The sequence below is a fragment of the Sphingomonas vulcanisoli genome (assembly GCF_011761305.1).
Lineage (GTDB): Bacteria > Pseudomonadota > Alphaproteobacteria > Sphingomonadales > Sphingomonadaceae > Sphingomonas_I > Sphingomonas_I vulcanisoli.
In genome coordinates, this window is the sequence record NZ_JAAOZC010000004.1 from 145278 (window position 1) to 162392 (window position 17115).

General features: G+C 65.6%; 19 protein-coding genes. 8 read left to right on the top strand and 11 right to left on the bottom strand.

The annotated features are described in order from the left end of the window. Positions 1–52: 52 nt before the first annotated feature. Positions 53–1363: a methylenetetrahydrofolate--tRNA-(uracil(54)-C(5))-methyltransferase (FADH(2)-oxidizing) TrmFO gene (gene trmFO, locus FHS31_RS09475; RefSeq protein ID WP_167073144.1), complete on the top strand. Its 1311-nt coding sequence runs from the start codon at positions 53–55 to the stop codon at positions 1361–1363. Between the two features lie 41 nt (positions 1364–1404). Further along, positions 1405–2727, top strand: a complete 1323-nt coding sequence (locus FHS31_RS09480; protein WP_167073145.1) for a M28 family peptidase — start codon at positions 1405–1407, stop codon at positions 2725–2727. Positions 2728–2760: 33 nt separating this feature from the next. Here the strand turns inward: FHS31_RS09480 and FHS31_RS09485 are convergent, their stop codons facing one another. The 6 genes from FHS31_RS09485 to FHS31_RS09510 form a co-directional block, all read right to left on the bottom strand. Then, positions 2761–3228 (bottom strand): EF-hand domain-containing protein, encoded by a 468-nt coding sequence (locus FHS31_RS09485; RefSeq protein ID WP_167073146.1) that lies wholly within the window; start codon positions 3226–3228, stop codon positions 2761–2763. A gap of 23 nt (positions 3229–3251) precedes the next feature. Then, complete coding sequence (locus FHS31_RS09490; protein WP_243843383.1) at positions 3252–3905, bottom strand: squalene/phytoene synthase family protein; 654 nt, start codon at positions 3903–3905, stop codon at positions 3252–3254. A gap of 31 nt (positions 3906–3936) precedes the next feature. After that, positions 3937–5337, bottom strand: coding sequence for a pyruvate dehydrogenase complex E1 component subunit beta (locus tag FHS31_RS09495; protein WP_167073148.1), 1401 nt, complete (start codon positions 5335–5337; stop codon positions 3937–3939). A gap of 1 nt (position 5338) precedes the next feature. Beyond that, positions 5339–6400: a pyruvate dehydrogenase (acetyl-transferring) E1 component subunit alpha gene (pdhA, locus tag FHS31_RS09500; RefSeq protein ID WP_167073149.1), complete on the bottom strand. Its 1062-nt coding sequence runs from the start codon at positions 6398–6400 to the stop codon at positions 5339–5341. Positions 6401–6498: 98 nt separating this feature from the next. After that, a complete protein-coding gene (locus tag FHS31_RS09505; protein WP_167073150.1) occupies positions 6499–6807 on the bottom strand; it encodes an FtsB family cell division protein in 309 nt (102 codons plus the stop codon). 200 nt (positions 6808–7007) lie between these two features. Continuing rightward, complete coding sequence (locus tag FHS31_RS09510) at positions 7008–8120, bottom strand: MBL fold metallo-hydrolase (protein WP_243843384.1); 1113 nt, start codon at positions 8118–8120, stop codon at positions 7008–7010. Positions 8121–8177: 57 nt separating this feature from the next. On the opposite strand from FHS31_RS09510, the gene FHS31_RS09515 reads away from it, so the two are divergent. From FHS31_RS09515 to FHS31_RS09540, 6 genes are read left to right on the top strand one after another with little or no spacing between them, the layout of a single operon-like run. After that, complete coding sequence (locus tag FHS31_RS09515) at positions 8178–8696, top strand: hypothetical protein (protein ID WP_167073151.1); 519 nt, start codon at positions 8178–8180, stop codon at positions 8694–8696. Between the two features lie 4 nt (positions 8697–8700). Continuing rightward, positions 8701–9096 (top strand): MAPEG family protein, encoded by a 396-nt coding sequence (locus FHS31_RS09520; protein ID WP_167073152.1) that lies wholly within the window; start codon positions 8701–8703, stop codon positions 9094–9096. Positions 9097–9127: 31 nt separating this feature from the next. Further along, positions 9128–9523 carry a fluoride efflux transporter CrcB gene (gene crcB, locus FHS31_RS09525; protein WP_243843385.1) on the top strand — a complete coding sequence of 132 codons (396 nt, stop codon included), beginning with the start codon at positions 9128–9130 and terminating at the stop codon, positions 9521–9523. Beyond that, positions 9520–10602: an RluA family pseudouridine synthase gene (locus FHS31_RS09530; RefSeq protein WP_167073153.1), complete on the top strand. Its 1083-nt coding sequence runs from the start codon at positions 9520–9522 to the stop codon at positions 10600–10602. The genes crcB and FHS31_RS09530 overlap by 4 nt, the downstream gene beginning before the upstream one ends. Then, the gene (locus tag FHS31_RS09535; RefSeq protein ID WP_167073154.1) at positions 10602–11261 is read left to right on the top strand and encodes an HAD-IA family hydrolase; all 660 of its coding nucleotides are present in this window, start codon (positions 10602–10604) and stop codon (positions 11259–11261) included. Before FHS31_RS09530 ends, FHS31_RS09535 begins: the two co-directional genes overlap by 1 nt. Then, positions 11258–11938 carry an ATP12 family protein gene (locus FHS31_RS09540; protein WP_167073155.1) on the top strand — a complete coding sequence of 227 codons (681 nt, stop codon included), beginning with the start codon at positions 11258–11260 and terminating at the stop codon, positions 11936–11938. The genes FHS31_RS09535 and FHS31_RS09540 overlap by 4 nt, the downstream gene beginning before the upstream one ends. A gap of 23 nt (positions 11939–11961) precedes the next feature. On the opposite strand, the gene FHS31_RS09545 is transcribed toward FHS31_RS09540, so the two are convergent. The 5 genes from FHS31_RS09545 to FHS31_RS09565 are packed head-to-tail and all read right to left on the bottom strand — an operon-like array spanning position 11962 to position 17065. Then, the gene (locus FHS31_RS09545) at positions 11962–12525 is read right to left on the bottom strand and encodes a hypothetical protein (protein WP_167073156.1); all 564 of its coding nucleotides are present in this window, start codon (positions 12523–12525) and stop codon (positions 11962–11964) included. Between the two features lie 32 nt (positions 12526–12557). After that, positions 12558–13202: a guanylate kinase gene (gmk, locus tag FHS31_RS09550; RefSeq protein ID WP_167073157.1), complete on the bottom strand. Its 645-nt coding sequence runs from the start codon at positions 13200–13202 to the stop codon at positions 12558–12560. A gap of 58 nt (positions 13203–13260) precedes the next feature. Next, positions 13261–15594 carry a xanthine dehydrogenase family protein molybdopterin-binding subunit gene (locus FHS31_RS09555; RefSeq protein ID WP_167073158.1) on the bottom strand — a complete coding sequence of 778 codons (2334 nt, stop codon included), beginning with the start codon at positions 15592–15594 and terminating at the stop codon, positions 13261–13263. Beyond that, positions 15591–16565, bottom strand: coding sequence for an FAD binding domain-containing protein (locus tag FHS31_RS09560; protein WP_167073159.1), 975 nt, complete (start codon positions 16563–16565; stop codon positions 15591–15593). The genes FHS31_RS09555 and FHS31_RS09560 overlap by 4 nt, the downstream gene beginning before the upstream one ends. After that, positions 16562–17065, bottom strand: coding sequence for a 2Fe-2S iron-sulfur cluster-binding protein (locus FHS31_RS09565; protein WP_167073160.1), 504 nt, complete (start codon positions 17063–17065; stop codon positions 16562–16564). The genes FHS31_RS09560 and FHS31_RS09565 overlap by 4 nt, the downstream gene beginning before the upstream one ends. Positions 17066–17115 lie beyond the last annotated feature (50 nt).

Consider the following 17115-nt stretch of genomic DNA (forward strand, 5'->3'; position numbering starts at 1 on the left):
ATGTTCCTTCGCCGGTTCAAAAGCCCGGCGAACCCTTCTACGACGCCCCGCGATGACACACCAGATTCACATCGTCGGCGGCGGCCTGGCCGGTTCGGAAGCCGCCTGGCAGTTGGCCGAGCGCGGGATCAGGGTTCGCCTGTCCGAAATGCGCGGGGTGGAGGGCACACCCGCCCACCAGACTGATCACCTCGCCGAACTGGTCTGTTCGAACAGCTTCCGCTCCGATGATCCCGATCGCAACGCGGTGGGTCTGCTCCATGCCGAGATGCGTGCGCTGGGATCGCTGATCCTCGCCAAGGCCGATGCCCATCGCGTGCCGGCGGGATCGGCGCTGGCGGTGGATCGGGACGGCTATTCGGCGGCGGTGACGGAGGCGATCGACGCGCACCCCAATATCGAGCTCGTCCGGGAGCGGATCGACACGCTGCCCCAAGGTCCATCGATCATCGCCACCGGGCCGCTCACCGGCGCGCTGCTGGCCGAGGCGATCAAGGCGGAGACGGGCGAGGAGGCGCTCGCCTTCTTCGACGCCATCGCCCCGATCGTCCACCGCGACAGCATCGATATGTCGGTCGCCTGGTTCCAGTCGCGTTGGAACAAGGGCGATGGCAGCGATTACATCAACTGCCCGATGAACAAGGAGGAGTATCTCGCCTTCCACACCGCGCTGCTCGAAGGCGAGAAGGGCGAATTCAAAGAATGGGAGAAGAACACGCCCTATTTTGAGGGCTGCATGCCCGTCGAGGTGATGGCCGATCGCGGAACCGATACGCTCCGCTACGGTCCGATGAAGCCCGTCGGTCTCGATGATCCGCGCACCGGGCGCTGGCCCTATGCGGTCGTCCAACTGCGGCAGGATAATGCGCTGGGCACGTTGTGGAACATCGTCGGCTTCCAGACCAAACTCAAACATGCCGAGCAGGTCCGCATCTTCCGCATGATCCCGGGGCTGGAGAAAGCCGAATTCGCGCGTTTGGGCGGCCTCCACCGCAACACCTTCCTGCAAAGTCCCAAGCTGCTCGATCCCGAGCTCCGGCTGAAATCCCGCCCCACACTCCGCTTCGCCGGGCAGATCACCGGCTGCGAAGGCTATGTCGAAAGCGCCGCGATCGGGATGCTGGCGGGCCGCTTCGCCGCGGCCGAACTGCTGGGCGAGCCGATCACCCCTCCTCCGCCCGAAACCGCGCTCGGCGCCTTGCTCGGCCACGTCACCGGCGGCGCCAATGCCGAGACCTACCAGCCGATGAACGTCAACTTCGGCCTGTTCCCGCCGATCGAACTCCGCGCCAAGAAAGCCGATCGCAAGCCGCTGATGGCCGCGCGCGCCCGTGAAGCCCTGGCGAGATGGCAGGCTGCATAAACGCCATTGCCCGATGCGCGGTCGGGTAGCACACTCACCCGATGCCGCACCCCCTGCTCATCCTCGCCGCGCTCGCCAATACCGCCGCGACGCCGGCGCCGGATCCTGCCGAATTGCGCAAGACGATCGCCGCGCTGGTCGGCTTCGGCACGCGGCACACGGCATCCGACACGCAATCGCCCACGCGAGGCATCGGCGCCGCACGCCGCTACGCCGCAGGCCGTTTCGAAGCGTTTTCGAAAGCGTGCCACGGCTGTCTCACGGTCGAGACGGTCGGCCGCACCTTCACCGGTCCACGGGCGCCGAACGGTGTCCGTGTCGAGGATGTGATCGCGATCCAGAAGGGCTCGGGCGATCCGGACAAGGTCGTGATCGTCCAGGGCCATATCGATAGCCGCATCAGCGATGTGATGAACGCGACCGGCGATGCCCCCGGCGCCAATGATGACGGCTCCGGAACCGCGCTCGTCATCGAATCCGCGCGTCTGCTCAGCCGCGAGAGGTTCACCGGCACGATCGTCTATGCAGCGCTCTCGGGCGAGGAACAGGGATTGTGGGGCGGCACGCTGCTTGCCGAGACCGCCAAGGCGCGTGGCTGGAAGGTGCAGGCAGTGCTCAACAACGATATCGTCGGCAACACGCACGGAATCGGCGGCGAGCATGTCGATGACGTCGTCCGCGTGTTCAGCGAGGGCATCGTGCTCTCGGCCGAACCCACCCAGATCAAGCAGCAGCGGGCGATCGGCGGCGAAGACGACAGCCCCAGCCGCGCGCTGGCCAAGGCGGTGCAGGCGACGGGCGATGCGGATCCGGTCATCGGCCTGCATGTGTTCCCCGTCCGCCGCGCCGATCGTTTCGGGCGGGGCGGCGATCACACCGCCTTCCTGGAGGCAGGTATCCTCCCCGCCGTGCGGATCACCGAAGCGGTGGAGAATTACGATCGCCAGCACCAGGACCTGCGGACCGTGGATGAGCGCGTCTATGGCGATACGATCGATTTCGTCGATTTCCCGTATCTCGCCAAGGTGACCGCGCTCAACGTGGCGGTCCTGCGCCGTCTGGCGAGCGCACCGGCAGCGCCTGAGCATGTCACGATCGAGGGCGCGCTGAGCGACGATACCAGGATCAGCTGGCCGTCGGTCGCGGGGGCCGCGGGCTATCGCATTGTGTGGCGCCGCGCCGACGGCACGCCGAACTGGACCGATCGCAAAGATGTCGGCGCCGATGTCAACGCGATCACGCTCACGCACATCAACATCGACGATCATTTCTTCGGCGTGGAAGCGCTATCGGCGAACGGCGCGGAAAGCATCGCCACTTTCGGCAGCATGCCGCTGCGGCCCACGCCGGGGCATGTGAAGTAACGCGCTCCGCCGAAAACCGGAGCGCTGCGGGCTTCAGCTCTCGTCTTCGTCCTTGGGCTTTTCCGCAGGCGTGCAATTCACCTTCGGCTTGCTCTTCCGCTGGATCTTGGTCGTCGCGAACTCAGCGGCATCCAGTGCGCCGCTCTTGTCCTTGTCGGCGTCGGCGAAGCGGTCCTCGGTCTTGACCGCATATTCGTCGAAGCTGAGCTTGCCGTCGCCATTCACGTCGAGCTTGGTGAAGGCCTTGTGCCGGGCGGCGAGGAACTCGTCACGGCTGACCTTGCCGTCCTTGTCATGGTCATAGCGGCTGAACCGCTTCTCCTCGCGCGTTTTCTCGCTGGCGGTGGGCGGATCGGGCAGGGCGTCATCGCTCTGCACATTGGTGGCGGCGGCGGCGAGTTGCGCAAAAGGCGAATGGGTGCCGCTGGGCGTCTTCCACAACAGCATCACGCCGCCCGCGACCAGCAACCCGGCCACCGCCCCGATCAGATAGCGCCACATCTTCTGCCCTCCTGAACTGGACGCTAACGCCGCGTCAGCCGCAACGCCAGCAGGCGCATCAGCCTGCCCGGTGAGCCCTGTCGCCTGACACCCGGCGTATCAGCATCGATCCGCGCCAGCCGCGCCAATGCGGCGAGCGGCAGCAGCGCGCGCGGCCATCGGCCTGAGACGCCGGACAGCGCCGCGCGCGCCTGGGCCCGCGCCTCCGTCTGGACCTTGGCATCCGAATGGCGATGGCCCAAATCCGCTAACGCCCAGCCCTCGCCTGCCGCACCCGCCCGCGCATCCTCATTGCTGAGCAAGCGAGCGGCAAGCCTGAACAACCGCATACCCCGTTCCTGCCCATGCCGCGTGATCGCCGCTGCATCGGGGACGCCATCGAGAAGAGCCGACCAGCCATGTTCGATCCCGGCGAGCGCCTTCCCTGTCACGCCGAGCGGCAACACCTCCGCGGCGATCAGCCCGAGCAAGGGCTCGGCAGGCGGGGGCGCGTGATCGAGCCGCTCCAGCGACTCTCGCCACCAGGCGAGCCGGATCAGCCCGACATGCGTCTCCTTGGTCGCGCCGACGATCGCCCCCATCCGTTCATCGAGCGCGAAAAGGGCGGTCAGCGCGGCGCGCTTGTCCGCAGGCGCATAAGCGACGGCAAGCGCGCGCTCGGGATCGACCAGCGCCATCAAATCCTCCCCATGATTTCCTGGGGAGGAATTACTTGTAGCAAACCTTCTTCGCCGCCTCGACGACCTGATCGGCGCGGACCAGCGCCATCTGCTCCAGGTTCGCCGCATAAGGCAGCGGCACATCGACATTGGCGACGCGCAGAACCGGCGCATCGAGATCGTCGAAACCCTCTTCCATTGCGATCGCCATGATCTCGGACGCGATCGAGCAGGTCGGCCAGCCTTCCTCGACCACGACCATGCGATTGGTCTTCTTGAGGCTGGCGAGCACCGTGCCTTTGTCGAGCGGACGCAGCGTGCGCAGATCGATGACCTCGGCCTCGATGCCCTCCTCCGCCAGCCGCTTCGCGGCCTCGAGGCTGACGCCGACGCCAATCGAATAGCTGACCAGAGTCACGTCCGTGCCTGCCCGCGCGACGCGCGCCTTGCCGATCGGCAGGACATAATCATCAAGCTTAGGCACCTCGAAACTCTGCCCATAAAGCAATTCATTCTCGAGGAAGACGACCGGATCGTTGGAACGAATCGCCGCCTTGAGCAGCCCCTTGGCGTCCGCCGCCGAATAAGGCGCGATCACGATCAGGCCGGGAACGCTCGCGTACCAGGGACCGTAATTCTGCGAATGCTGCGCGCCGACCCGCGCGGCGGCGCCGTTGGGGCCACGGAACACGATCGGGCAGCGCATCTGCCCGCCGGACATATAATTGGTCTTGGCGGCCGAATTGATGATGTGGTCGATCGCCTGCATCGCGAAGTTGAAGGTCATGAACTCGATGATCGGACGCAAGCCCGCCATCGCCGCGCCGGTGCCGACGCCGGCGAAGCCATATTCGGTGATCGGCGTATCGATCACGCGCTTGGGGCCGAATTCATCGAGCAGACCCTGCGTTACCTTGTAGGCGCCCTGATATTCGGCGACTTCCTCGCCCATCACGAAGACGCGATCGTCCTTGCGCATCTCCTCGGCCATCGCGTCCTTGAGCGCCTCGCGGACGGTCATCTTGACGAGTTCGGTGCCTTCGGGCGCCTCGGGATCTTCATGCGTGTTCGCCACGTCGGCGACCAGCTCGCGCGCGGCAGTGGGCATCTGGCGGGGCATTTCCTCGGGCTCTCCCGAATCCTCGGCCTCGCCCTTCACGTCCGGCTTGGGCTCGGCTTTAGCTGCCGATTGCGCCGGGGCCTCATCATCCTCCCCCTGGATCAGCGCGATCACCGTACCGACCTTCACGCCATCGGTGCCTTCGGGGATCATGATCTGGGCGAGCGTACCCTCGTCCACCGCTTCGAATTCCATCGTTGCCTTGTCGGTCTCGATCTCGGCGAGCACATCGCCGGATTTCACTGTATCGCCCTCCTTGACCAGCCATTTGGCGAGCGTGCCCTCCTCCATCGTCGGAGAGAGCGCGGGCATTTTGAGTTCGACAGCCATCTCAGTAAGTATCCACCAGCACGTCGGTGTAGAGTTCTTTCGCGTCGGGCTCGGGGCTCTCTTCGGCGAAGGCGGCGGCATCGGCGACGATCTTGCGGATATCCTTATCCAGCGCCTTCAACTGATCTTCCTTAATCCCTAGCCCCTCCAGCTCGCGGGCGAGGTGATCGATCGGATCGCTCTTGTCGCGGACCGACTGCACCTCTTCGCGTGACCGATATTTGGCCGGATCGGACATCGAATGGCCGCGATAGCGGTAGGTTTTGAGTTCGAGCAGGATCGGCCCCTTGCCGCTCTTCACCCATTCGCGCGCCGTCTCGGCGGCGCCGCGGACCGCCAGCACGTCCATGCCGTCGACCTGGAGGCCCGGAATGCGGAAGCTCTCGCCCCGGCGATAGAGCTGGTCCTCGGCCGAGGCGCGATTGACGCTGGTGCCCATGGCGTACTGGTTGTTCTCGATCACGAAGATCACCGGCAGCTTCCAGAGCTCCGCCATGTTGAAGCTCTCATAGACCTGGCCCTGGTTGGCCGCACCGTCGCCGAAATACACGAGAGCCAGCCCGCCATCCTCGGCATATTTATGCTTGAAGCCGAGCCCGGTGCCGATCGAGACCTGCGCGCCGACGATGCCGTGGCCACCGTAGAATTTATGTTCGACGCTGAACATGTGCATCGATCCGCCCTTACCGCGCGAAATGCCCGCGCCGCGGCCGGTCAGCTCGGCCATGATGATCTTGGGATCGATACCATAGGCCAGCATATGGCCGTGATCGCGATAGCCGGTGACGACCGAATCCTTGCCCGGCTCCAGCGCGGACTGCAGGCCGACCGCGACCGCTTCCTGCCCGATATAAAGATGGCAGAAGCCTCCGATCAGGCCGAGGCCGTAAAGCTGGCCGGCCTTCTCCTCAAAGCGGCGGATCAGCAGCATCTGGCGATAGAATTCGAGGAGCTCGTCCTTGCTGCCTTCGAAACGCCTCGGTTCCTCGGGCCGCTCGCGATTGGGGGCCGGCGGCGCGGCGGTGCGCGGGGTCGCGGATCGTGCAGCAGCAGCCTTGGCCAACTCAGACCTCTCCTAGACGCATTTCATGCGATCGAAACGATTATCGGCGGCCATAGTGCATCAGCTGCAACAATCGCGCGATTGCAGGAAACGCAACTCTAGTTGCGCGGAATGATGACCTCGTCGGGACGGACCTGTCCGGTTTCATGGCGTACCAGCTCATCGGCATAATCGGGATCGACGTGACGTGGATCGAGCAGATCGGCGTGATGCTGCAGCTTGATCTGCTGCACCTTAAGCGCATCCAGAGTGGCGAGCTTGGCCGCCTTCTGCTGGTGATAGCCCGCCAGCGAGAGCAGTCCGTTCGGCCCGAAAACGGCGAACCCGGCAAAATCGGCGATGATGAACAGCGCCACCGCCGGCAGGGCAGCGGACTTAATCACCGATAATGTCGAACGGCGTGCCATCGCAGGACAGAATCACAATGGTTTCAAGGATTCAAGCGAAATACCGATCATTGCGTGGATGGAGCGGTGGGCTGAGTCGGTCAGGCGGTGAGGCGAGTCGATAGCCCCTCCCCTTCAGGGGAGGGGTTGGGGTGGGGGAGTCAGGTAAGGCTCGCTCCGCTCGCCCCCACCCCCAAACCCCTCCCCTGAAGGGGAGGGGCTTAATGCAACGCCGGCACGCTCCAGGGCTGCCCCACTTCCAGCGCGCGGAAACGCTCGGGACTAATCCCGCGCTTCGCCACGGTCGCGCGTAGCAGCGCGGGCGGATCGCCGATCGCTTCGCTGGAAAGCCGGAACGTGCCCCAATGCACCGCCAGCCCATAGGAAGCGCCAAGCCTGCGAAACGCATCTACCGCCTCGACCGGACCGATATGATTGCTCGCCATCAAATCCCGCGGCACGAAGGCGCCGATCGGGAGGATCGCCAGCCGATACGGCCCGTCCTTCGCCGCCGCGATTGGCCAGCTGCCATCGCCCCAGCCGGTATCTCCCGCGAAGAACAGGTTGCCGCCCGGCAGCGTCACCGAAAATCCGGACCACAGCGCGCGATCGCGATCGGCCATCCAGCGCGATCCCCAATGGTGAACGCGCTCGATGGTCACGGTAATTCCAGGCCGCACCTCCACCTTTCCACCCCAGTCGCGCGTCGCAGCGGGCAGGCCGATCACGCTATCATTGCCGAGACTGGTGACAATCATCGGATGATCACGCGCCCACAGCCGCTTGAGCGTGGGGACATCCATATGATCGTAATGATCGTGGCTGACGAGGATGAGATCGATCTTGGGCAGATCGTCAAAACGCACGCCGGGCTCACGCACGCGCCTCGGCCCCAAAATCCCCCAAGGGCCCGCACGTTCGGCATAGACGGGATCGGTGAGGATGTTGATCCCGCCCGCCTGCACCAGCACGGTCGAATGGCCGATCCAGGTTGCCGTCATTCCCGTGCCTTCCACGCGCGGCACCGGATGCCCCGGCGTGACCGCGACATGATCGGGCCACGCCGCCCGCGCCTGACCCGAAAAGAAGCGCAGCATCCGCACGGGCTGCATCTGCTGCGGCGAAAAAGCGTCCCCATCCTGGTTGGCGAACCGCTTGCCATCATAATGGACGCTGATCGGCCCGCGATAATAGATGCGGTCCAGGAAGGGGGGCACCACTACCGGCGCGAGCAGCAACAGGATGATCAGGAAAAGCAGCGCCGTCCCCAAGCGCCGCAGAATGCCGCCGATTCGCATCGCCGGGCCTTTCGCCGCCAGCGTCGGCGAAGGCAAGCGTATTGCATCCGCAATACAGTTCGGTTTATTGGGTCGGCCAAAGGAGAAACCGCGATGCGCTCGTCCCTCATCCTCTTGCCCGTGCCCTTGCTGCTCGCCGGGTGCGACGTGCATTCCAACCCGGCGACGCAGGGCGGCAACGATGTCCACATCAGCATGGCGCAAAGCGATTCCGGTGGCAGCGGGCGCGTTTCGGTCAACGTTCCCGGCTTCGACGCCAAGCTTTCGCTGCCGACCTTCTTCATGAAGGGCGGCCATATGGATATCGACGGCCTGAAGCTCGCGCCCGATACGACGATCCGCTCGGTCGACATTCTCGGCCACGACAAGGATAGCGACAAAGGCGACGATAACGATAACGATAACGTCCACATGACCTTCACCAACCCCAAGGCGCCGGCGGAGCTCGTCGCTTATTATCGCCAGGCGGCGGGGGATGCGGGCTTCACCGTGAGCCCGATCAGCGGCGATGGCGGCCTCATCGCCACCAAGGAAAAGAAGAAAGTGACCGTTTCGCTGACCGGCGAGGGCGCCGGCAGCCGCGGCGCGATCGACGTCGTCGAGGGCGGCTGAGACGATGGCAAACCCACTCCTCTGGCTCGGGCTGACGCTTGTTCTCGCGCTCGTCCAGATCTTCCTCGCGGGCCATTTCCGGACCAAGCAATATGGCACGGACTGGAACGTCGGCGCGCGGGACAAGGAAATGCCGCCGCTCGATCCGCTCGCCGGCCGCCTTGTCCGCGCACAGGCCAATCTGTTCGAGACGCTGCCGCTGTATATCGGCGGCCTGCTCGGTGCGGTCGCCGCCGGCCACCTCGGCTGGAAGACCAATATCGGCGCGCCGCTCTATTTCTTCGCGCGACTGATCTACGTGCCGCTCTATGCCGCCGGTATCCCTTACATCCGCTCGCTGGTGTGGCTGGCTGGAACGGCCGGGCTGCTCCTCATCCTATGGGCGCTGATCGCCGGGTGACGAAACGCGGGCAGGCCGCTACAGGCAGCCGATGCCTGCTGTCCCGCCCCTGATCCTCGTCATGCTCGGCGGCGCGCTCGGCGCCGGTTTCCGCTACAACATCGGTGTCGTCGCGCTGCGCAATCTTGGCGCGGATTTCCCCTATGCCACGCTGATGATCAACATTCTCGGCGGCTTCCTGATGGGCGTGCTGGCCGGTTCGCTCGCCCGCCCCCCGCTGACGGGGCCGAATGCGGAGCCGCTGCGGCTGTTCCTCGGTATCGGCGTGCTCGGCGGCTTCACCACCTTCTCCTCGTTCAGCCTGGAGACGGTGAATATGCTCAACCGCGGCGCGCCGGTGCTCGCAGCGGGCTATGCGCTCGCTTCGGTGATCGGATCGGTGCTGGCGCTCTACGCGGGGCTGCTAGCCGTCAGGCTGATGGCATGAGTGCGGAGGCGCGCAGCTTCATCGTCGCCGATGATGACGACGGCATCCGGCTCGATCGCTGGTTTCGCCGCCACATGGCCGACGCCAGCTTCAACATCGTCTCGCGCTGGGCGCGGACCGGGCAGTTGCGCATCGACGGCAAGCGCGTCGCGCCGGGCGATCATATCGCCGCGGGCCAGGTGATCCGCGTCCCCCCGCTGGAGCCCGTCGCGCCCGAAAAGGCCGCCAAGCCCAAGAAGGAGCTCCCGCCGGAAGACCTGGAGTTCGTCCAGAGCCTCGTGCTGCACAAGGACCGCCACGCGATCGTGGTAGACAAGCCGCCGGGCCTCGCCACCCAGGGCGGCACCAAAACCGAACGCCACCTCGATGGCCTGCTCGATGGGCTGCAGTTCGATGCGGAGAACCGCCCCAAGCTGGTCCACCGCCTCGATAAGGATACCAGCGGCGTGCTGCTGCTGGCGCGATCGGCCAACGCCGCCGCGCATTTCTCCAAGGCCTTCTCCAGCCGCACGGCGCGCAAGCTCTATTGGGCGCTGGTCGCGGGCGTGCCTGCCGTCCACGACGGCATGATCGATCTGCCGATCGCCAAGCAGCCGGGCACCGGCGGCGAGAAGATGCATGTCGATGAGAAGGAGGGCTCGCCCGCCCGCACCCGCTATCGCGTCGTCGAGCGCGCGGGCAATGCCGCCGCGTGGGTCGAACTCCAGCCTCATACCGGCCGCACTCATCAGCTCCGCGTCCATATGGCAGCGATCGGCCATCCGATCGTCGGCGACGGCAAATATGGCGGGCAGGATGCTTTCCTCACCGGAGGCGTCAGCCGCAAGATGCACCTCCACGCCCGCCGCCTCCGCGTCGATCATCCCGACGGCGGTCAGCTTGAAGTCGCCGCCGAGCCGCCCACGCATTTCGCCGAAAGCATGGCCCTGCTTGGCTTCGACCGCGCGCTCGGCGATCAGATGCCGTTCGATCAGCCCAAATTCTCCGAGACGGCCGAGGGCAAGAAAAAGGCGGTCAGCGCCGCTGCCAAGGCCCGCCGCAAGGACCGTAAGGGCGAACGGCGTTCGCGCGGCCGCTAGTGAGCCGCCTCGCCGTCTTCGATTGCGACGGGACGCTCGTCGATAGCGGCGCCAGCATCTGCGCGGCGATGGCCCAAGGCTTTGCCGCGTGCGGCCTGCCCGCGCCCACGACACTGGCAACGCGATCGATCATCGGTCTGTCGCTCCCGCAGGCCATAGCGCGACTTCTCCCCGAGGGAGAGCCGGCGACGCATGCCCTGTTGATCGAAGCCTACAAGGCCAGCTTCTTCGCGGCCCGCCAGCAGGGCGAACTGCACGAACCGCTCTATGAGGGCATCGCCGATGCTATCGCGGAGCTGGAAGCGCGCGGCTGGCTGCTCGGCGTGGCGACGGGCAAATCCGATCGCGGGCTCAACGCCATCCTTGAGGCGCATGGCCTTCATCCGCGTTTCGTGACGTTGCAGACCGCCGATCGCCACCCTTCCAAGCCGCACCCGTCGATGCTGCACCAAGCGATGGCCGATGCCGGCGCCGCGCCCGAAACGACGGCGATGATCGGCGATACCAGCTACGATATGGAGATGGCCAAGGCCGCGGGCGCGGCGGCGATCGGGGTCGCCTGGGGCTATCATTCGGCCGATCTGCTGCGCGAAGCGGGGGCGGATGCGGTGGCCGATCGTGCCTCGGATCTGGTGGCGCTGCTCGAAGCCCTGCCGTGAAGCGTTTCTACAAGGAGGCGTCGCTCGGCGCAGATGGAGCAATCCTGCTCGACGGCCGCCCGGTCAAAACGCCCGCGCGCATGCCGCTCGTGTTGCCGACGCCCGCGCTCGCCGAAGCCGTCCGCGCGGAATGGGCGGCGCAGGGTGAGGAGATCGATCCGCGTGCCATGCCGCTGACAGGCCTCGCCAACGCCGCGATCGATCGCGTCCTTCCCGATCCTGCCGCCTTCGCAATTCCGCTCGCCCGCTACGCCGAGGCGGACCTGCTCTGCTACCGCGCCGATGCCCCGGCCGAGCTGGTGACGGCGGAAGCCGAGGCCTGGGATCCCCTGCTCGATTGGGCGCGCGCGCGTTTCGATGTGCATTTCGAAATCGTCAGCGGCATCCGTCACCGCGCCCAGCCCGAAGCGACGGTCGCCCGCCTTACCGAGGCACTGACCGCGGTCGATTCCTTCGCACTGGCGGCGATGAATCCGCTGATCACGATCGGCGGATCGCTAGTCGCCGCGCTCGCCGTGACCGAGAGCGCGATCGAGGCCAGCGCGGCCTTCGATGCGCTCCACATCGATGAACTCTGGCAGGCCGGCCATTGGGGCGAGGATACGCTCGCAACCCAAGCGCGAGAGGCGCGGCGCATGGACTTTCTCGCCGCCGCTCGCTTCCTCGCGTTGCTCTAATCCTCCCCGGCACGGGGAGGATGTCAGTGCAGCGTGACGGCAGGCCCCTTCGGCAGGAACCAGCGCGCGATCAGCAAGCCGGGGCCGACCAGCATCGCCAGGCTGGCGACGAGATTGTAGATCGCAAAGTGCCAATCGGCATGCATCCAGATCGGATCGCTGAGCGTGAGCAGCACCGCACCCGCCGCCGAAAAGCCGATCACCAGCCGCGCCCGGCTCTCGAAATCGGTCACCCGTCCCGCCACGGCAAGCAGACTGAAACCGATCAGGCCGGCGACCACCACCTCATGGATGAAGCCGCCCAGCATCCACGGGCCACCCTGCGTCGAGAACCCCTGTGGATTGTAATCGACCACCGCCACCGGGCCCTTGCCGTAGAGCACCGTGCCGCCCGCCGTTTCGGGGTTGGGGATGATGTAGCGGCCGACATGCGGGAGATTGTTCGCCGCGGCGAGCTGGACATTGGCGCTCTGCTGTTCGCTCGCGCTCGAGAAAGCGAGATGGTTGAGCGGGCTCGCCCAGAAAATGAAGCCGATCACGAACATCAGCATTCCGCCGAGCAGGCTGCCGATCAAGACCCGGACCATATCGCTCTCCCCTGTTGCGGGGCGAGCCTAGCCTAACCCGCCAGTGGCGTCATCAATTTGCGCGCGAAGCCGATCAGGCCGGTCTGGCGCGAGCGGCGCAGCCGCTCGGCCTCCAGGATCGTGCGGACCTGCGCGAAGCAGCGCTCGACGTCGTCGTTGATCAGGACATAATCATAGCCATCCCAATGGCTGATCTCGCTCGCCGCGCGCTCCATCCGCGAGGCGATGACGTCTTCGTCATCGGTGCCGCGATTGATCAGCCGCCGCTCGAGCTCCTCCACCGAAGGCGGCAGGATGAAGACGCGCACGACATCGCCGCCCGCCTTCTGAAACAGCTGCTGCGCGCCCTGCCAATCGATATCGAACAGCACGTCCTGCCCCGAACGCAGCATGTCGTTCACCGCCTGCTTGGGCGTGCCATAGCGATGGCCGAAGACGTGCGCCCATTCCACCAGCTCGTCCGCGTCCGCCATCTCCTTGAAGCGGGGAACATCGGTGAAGAAATAATCGCGGCCTTCCACTTCGCCGGGCCGCATCGGTCGCGTCGTCACCGACACCGACATCGAAATTTCGGGATCGGCCGCCAGCAGCATGCGCGCGATGGTGGATTTGCCCGCGCCCGAAGGCGAAGAGAGGACGAAAAGAACGCCGCGATGATCGAGGCCGGGCTGAGGCATGGCCGCTCTTGTCGCCAGCGGCTCCGGAAATCAACCGAGGATGCCAGCGCTGCTGCGGCTACAGCAATTTATCCAGCGTTATCGGCAGATCACGCACCCGCTTGCCCGTCGCGTTGAACACCGCGTTGGCCACCGCTGCAGCCACGCCGGTGATCCCGATCTCGCCGATCCCGCGCGCGCCCATCGGCGAATGGGGATCGGGGATGTCGGTCCAGATGACGTCGATCTCGGGCACGTCGAGATGCACGGGCACGTGATAATCGGAGAGGCTAGGGTTCATGATCCGGCCGTTGCGCTCATCGAACTCGGTCTCCTCCATCAGCGCGAGGCCGAGGCCCATGATCATTCCACCGCGAAACTGGCTGCGCCCCGTCTTGGGATTGAGGATGCGGCCGCAATCGAACGAACCGAGCATTCGCGGCACGCGCACTTCACCCGTGACGGCGTTGACGCGCGCCTCGACGAAAACCGCACCGTGGGAATGCATCGACCAATGCTGCAGCTCGAGCGGCGGCGGAGCCGCAGCTTCCACGACCAGTTCGTCGCGCTGCGCGCGCGACAGGATCGAGGCGTAGCTTTCGTGCCGGCCATCATCCTCGAGCGCGGCCAGTCCAGCATCGAAACAACCCACCTCGTCGGGCTTTAGACCGGCCAGCGGCGAATCGTTGCCGGCGAGTTTGAGCAATTCAGTGACCAGCGCCTTGTGCGCCTCGATCACCGAGGCGCCGATCGACGCGGTCTGCTGCGATCCGCCCGCCAGAACAACACCCGGGAAGATCGTGTCGCCATAGCGGAAGACCACCTGTTCTATTGGCAGCCCCAAGCGATCGGCGGTCACCTGCGTGTGCGCGGTCGCGGTGCCCATGCCCATTTCGTGCGCGGCGATATCGACGGTGGCGTGACCGTCCCGGGTCAACGTGATCCGTGCGGCGCCGCCGGACATGCGGTGATAGGGATAGGTCGCGGTGGCGACGCCCATGCCGATTAGCCATTCGCCTTCCCGCCGGCTGCCGGGTGTCTTCGGCCGATCCGTCCAGCCGAAGCGTTCGGCGCCGTCCCGATAGGCCTTCTCCACATCGCGTTGAGAAAAAGGCAGCCCCATCAGCGGATCCTTGTCCGGCTCATTGATCAGCTTGAGCTCGATCGGATCGATGCCCATCGCCGCCGCCAGCTCATCGACCGCGCTTTCAAGTGCGAAGGTGCCGACCGATTCGCCCGGCGCCCGCATGAAGGTGTTCGCCAGCATATCGATATGGGTGACACGGACATCGAGGAGGAAGCTGTCCGCGCCGTAAACGCTCATCGTCGGCAGGATGAAAGGCTCCGGCATGGCGTTATGAGACGTCATCGCCGTGATGCCGGTGTGGATCAGCGCGGTGAACTTGCCGCTGGCATCGGCGCCGATCGCCACCCTTTGTTCGGTGAGCGTGCGCCCGCCGACCACCCGGTAGACGCCTTCGCGCGAAAGCATGATCCGCACCGGCCGCCCGGCAAGCTTGGCCGCCGCCGCGCCGAGCACCTGGTGATCCCACAGGCACTTGCCGCCGAACCCGCCACCCACGAACGGCGAGCTGACGCGCACCTGATCCTCGGCAATGCCGAACACCTTGGAGAGCGACCAGGCCGTGTGCGCGACGAGCTGCGAGGCATCGTGGACGCGCAGCGCATCGCCATCCCAGGCGATCGTCGCGGCGTGCAGTTCGATGGCGTTGTGGTTGTGGCGCGGGGTGAGATAGGCAGCATCCACCTTATGCGGTGCTGCGGCGAGCGCCTCCTCTGCCTTGCCGATCTCGGCATGGAGCGGTTCGCCCATGAACATGCCCTGGTCGGTGCCTGCCGCCTTGGCATCGGCAAAGCTGAGCGTCGCAGGGTCTTCATCGTAAGTGACGTGGATCAGCGTTTTGGCGTGATCGGCCTGCTCCTGCGTCTCGGCAAGCACCACCGCGATCGGCTGGCCGTTCCAGTGGACGCTGGGATCCTGCATGATCGTAAGGTCCGCACCGCCGGCGGCCTTCGGGCTGCTTCCGAACAGCGGCACCTTCTCCATGCGCGGCGCATTCTTGTAGGTCATCACCAGGACGACGCCGGGCGATGCCTCGGCGGCCGCGGTGTCGATGGTGGCAATGCGGCCCTTGGCGATCGTGCTGAACGCCACGGCGGCATAGACCATGCCCTCCAGCGCGAATTCCGCCGCGAACGGCGCCGTGCCCCCGACTTTGAGCGGCCCATCGATCCGCGACAGCGCCTTGCCGATGCTGCCATGCTGCTGGCGCATGATCGGATCTGGGATGCCGCCGGGAATCCAATTATCGGGAGCTAGCGCGACCGCAGTCTTCATCACGGTCTGCAGCGCGCCCTGAACCGTCGCCTTGGCGTCTTCGACCATGCTCATGCCGCCAGCTCCTGCAGGGCCGCTACGATCATGCGCTTGGCCAGTTCGATCTTGAAGCCATTCTCGCGGTAGCCCTTGGCATTCGCCAGTTCAGCTTCGGCAGCCCGGCGGAAGCTGACTTCCGTGGCCGGCGCGCCGCGCAATGCCGCCTCTGACTGCCACGCGCGCCACGGCTTGGTGCCGACTCCGCCGAGCGCGAGACGCACGTCGCGCACCCGGCCGTCCTCGATGTCGAGCGCCGCCGCGACCGAGACCAAAGCGAAGGCATAGGAGGATCGATCACGGACCTTGCGATAGATGGCACGGCGGCCGAAGCCGAGCGCAGGCACCTCGATCGCGGTGATCAGCTCGCCCGGCTCCAGCATCGTCTCGATTTCGGGATGGCCTTCGGGGAGGCGGTGAAGATCGGTGAGCGGGATCGTGCGCTTGCCCGCCCGCCCCTCGAGATGGACGATCGCATCGTGCGCGACGAGCGCGATGCACATATCGGAGGGGTGCGTGGCGATACAGGCGTGCGACGTGCCGAGGATGGCGTGGTTGCGGTTGAACCCGTCCAAAGCATCACAGCCCTGCCCTGGCTGCCGCTTGTTGCAGCGCGAACCTTCATTGTCGTAAAAATAGGCGCAGCGCGTCCGTTGAAGGATATTGCCACCAACCGTCGCCATGTTGCGGATCTGCCCGCTCGCCCCGGCGAGGATTGCCCGCGCAATCAGCGGAAAATCACGGCGCACTGTCCGGTCTTCGGCCAGCGCGGTGTTCTTCACCGCAGCGCCGATCAACAGGCTGCCGTCGGCGCGTGCCTCGATCGCCTGGGCGAGACCGGTCACGTCGACCAGCGCCTCGGGCCGCTCGATCGTCTCGCGCATCAGATCGACGAGATTGGTGCCGCCGCCAAGATATTTGGCGTTCGCTCCCGCCCCAGATACCGCCGTCGCGGCATCGGCGGCACGCGCATATGTGAAAGGCGTCATGCGGGTTCTTTCGCATAGGTTTCGGCGATCGCATCGACGATGCCATTGTAAGCGCCGCAGCGGCAAAGATTGCCGCTCATCCGTTCGCGCAATTCGTCATGATCGAGCGTCATCACATCGGACGAGAGATCGGCGGTCACGAAACTCGGCAGGCCGCGCCTGACCTCCTCCGCCATCGCCACCGCCGAGCAGAGCTGCCCCGGCGTGCAATAGCCGCACTGGAAGCCGTCATGATCGATGAACGCCTGCTGCAGAGGGTGCAGAGGTTCGCCGCCCAGCCCTTCCACCGTGACGATCGCGCGGTCCTGATATTGCACCGCCAGCGCCAGGCAGGCGTTGATCCGCTCGCCCTCCACCAAAACGGTACAGGCCCCGCACGCGCCCTGGTTGCAGCCTTTCTTCGAGCCGGTCAGCCCTAGATGGTCCCGCAGCAGATCGAGCAGCGAGGTCCGCAGATCGACCTCGAGCTGGTGCGTTTCGCCGTTGATATTGAAATTCATGCCCGCTCCGCCGATCCGCTACGCCGAAGGCGTAAAGCGCGAGAGATTTG

Bases quoted from the DNA above. Each gene is read 5' to 3' on its own strand.
- FHS31_RS09485 (WP_167073146.1), bottom strand. From the start codon at position 3,228: ATGTGGCGCTATCTGATCGGGGCGGTGGCCGGGTTGCTGGTCGCGGGC.
- FHS31_RS09545 (WP_167073156.1), bottom strand. From the start codon at position 12,525: ATGGTCCGGGTCTTGATCGGCAGCCTGCTCGGCGGAATGCTGATGTTC.
- FHS31_RS09495 (WP_167073148.1), bottom strand. From the start codon at position 5,337: ATGGCTGTCGAACTCAAAATGCCCGCGCTCTCTCCGACGATGGAGGAG.
- FHS31_RS09560 (WP_167073159.1), bottom strand. From the start codon at position 16,565: ATGACGCCTTTCACATATGCGCGTGCCGCCGATGCCGCGACGGCGGTA.
- FHS31_RS09490 (WP_243843383.1), bottom strand. From the start codon at position 3,905: ATGGCGCTGGTCGATCCCGAGCGCGCGCTTGCCGTCGCTTATGCGCCT.
- FHS31_RS09520 (WP_167073152.1), top strand. From the start codon at position 8,701: ATGGCAAACCCACTCCTCTGGCTCGGGCTGACGCTTGTTCTCGCGCTC.
- FHS31_RS09515 (WP_167073151.1), top strand. From the start codon at position 8,178: ATGCGCTCGTCCCTCATCCTCTTGCCCGTGCCCTTGCTGCTCGCCGGG.
- FHS31_RS09555 (WP_167073158.1), bottom strand. From the start codon at position 15,594: ATGAGCATGGTCGAAGACGCCAAGGCGACGGTTCAGGGCGCGCTGCAG.
- FHS31_RS09565 (WP_167073160.1), bottom strand. From the start codon at position 17,065: ATGAATTTCAATATCAACGGCGAAACGCACCAGCTCGAGGTCGATCTG.
- gmk (WP_167073157.1), bottom strand. From the start codon at position 13,202: ATGCCTCAGCCCGGCCTCGATCATCGCGGCGTTCTTTTCGTCCTCTCT.
- crcB (WP_243843385.1), top strand. From the start codon at position 9,128: ATGCCTGCTGTCCCGCCCCTGATCCTCGTCATGCTCGGCGGCGCGCTC.
- FHS31_RS09530 (WP_167073153.1), top strand. From the start codon at position 9,520: ATGAGTGCGGAGGCGCGCAGCTTCATCGTCGCCGATGATGACGACGGC.
- trmFO (WP_167073144.1), top strand. From the start codon at position 53: ATGACACACCAGATTCACATCGTCGGCGGCGGCCTGGCCGGTTCGGAA.
- FHS31_RS09480 (WP_167073145.1), top strand. From the start codon at position 1,405: ATGCCGCACCCCCTGCTCATCCTCGCCGCGCTCGCCAATACCGCCGCG.
- FHS31_RS09505 (WP_167073150.1), bottom strand. From the start codon at position 6,807: ATGGCACGCCGTTCGACATTATCGGTGATTAAGTCCGCTGCCCTGCCG.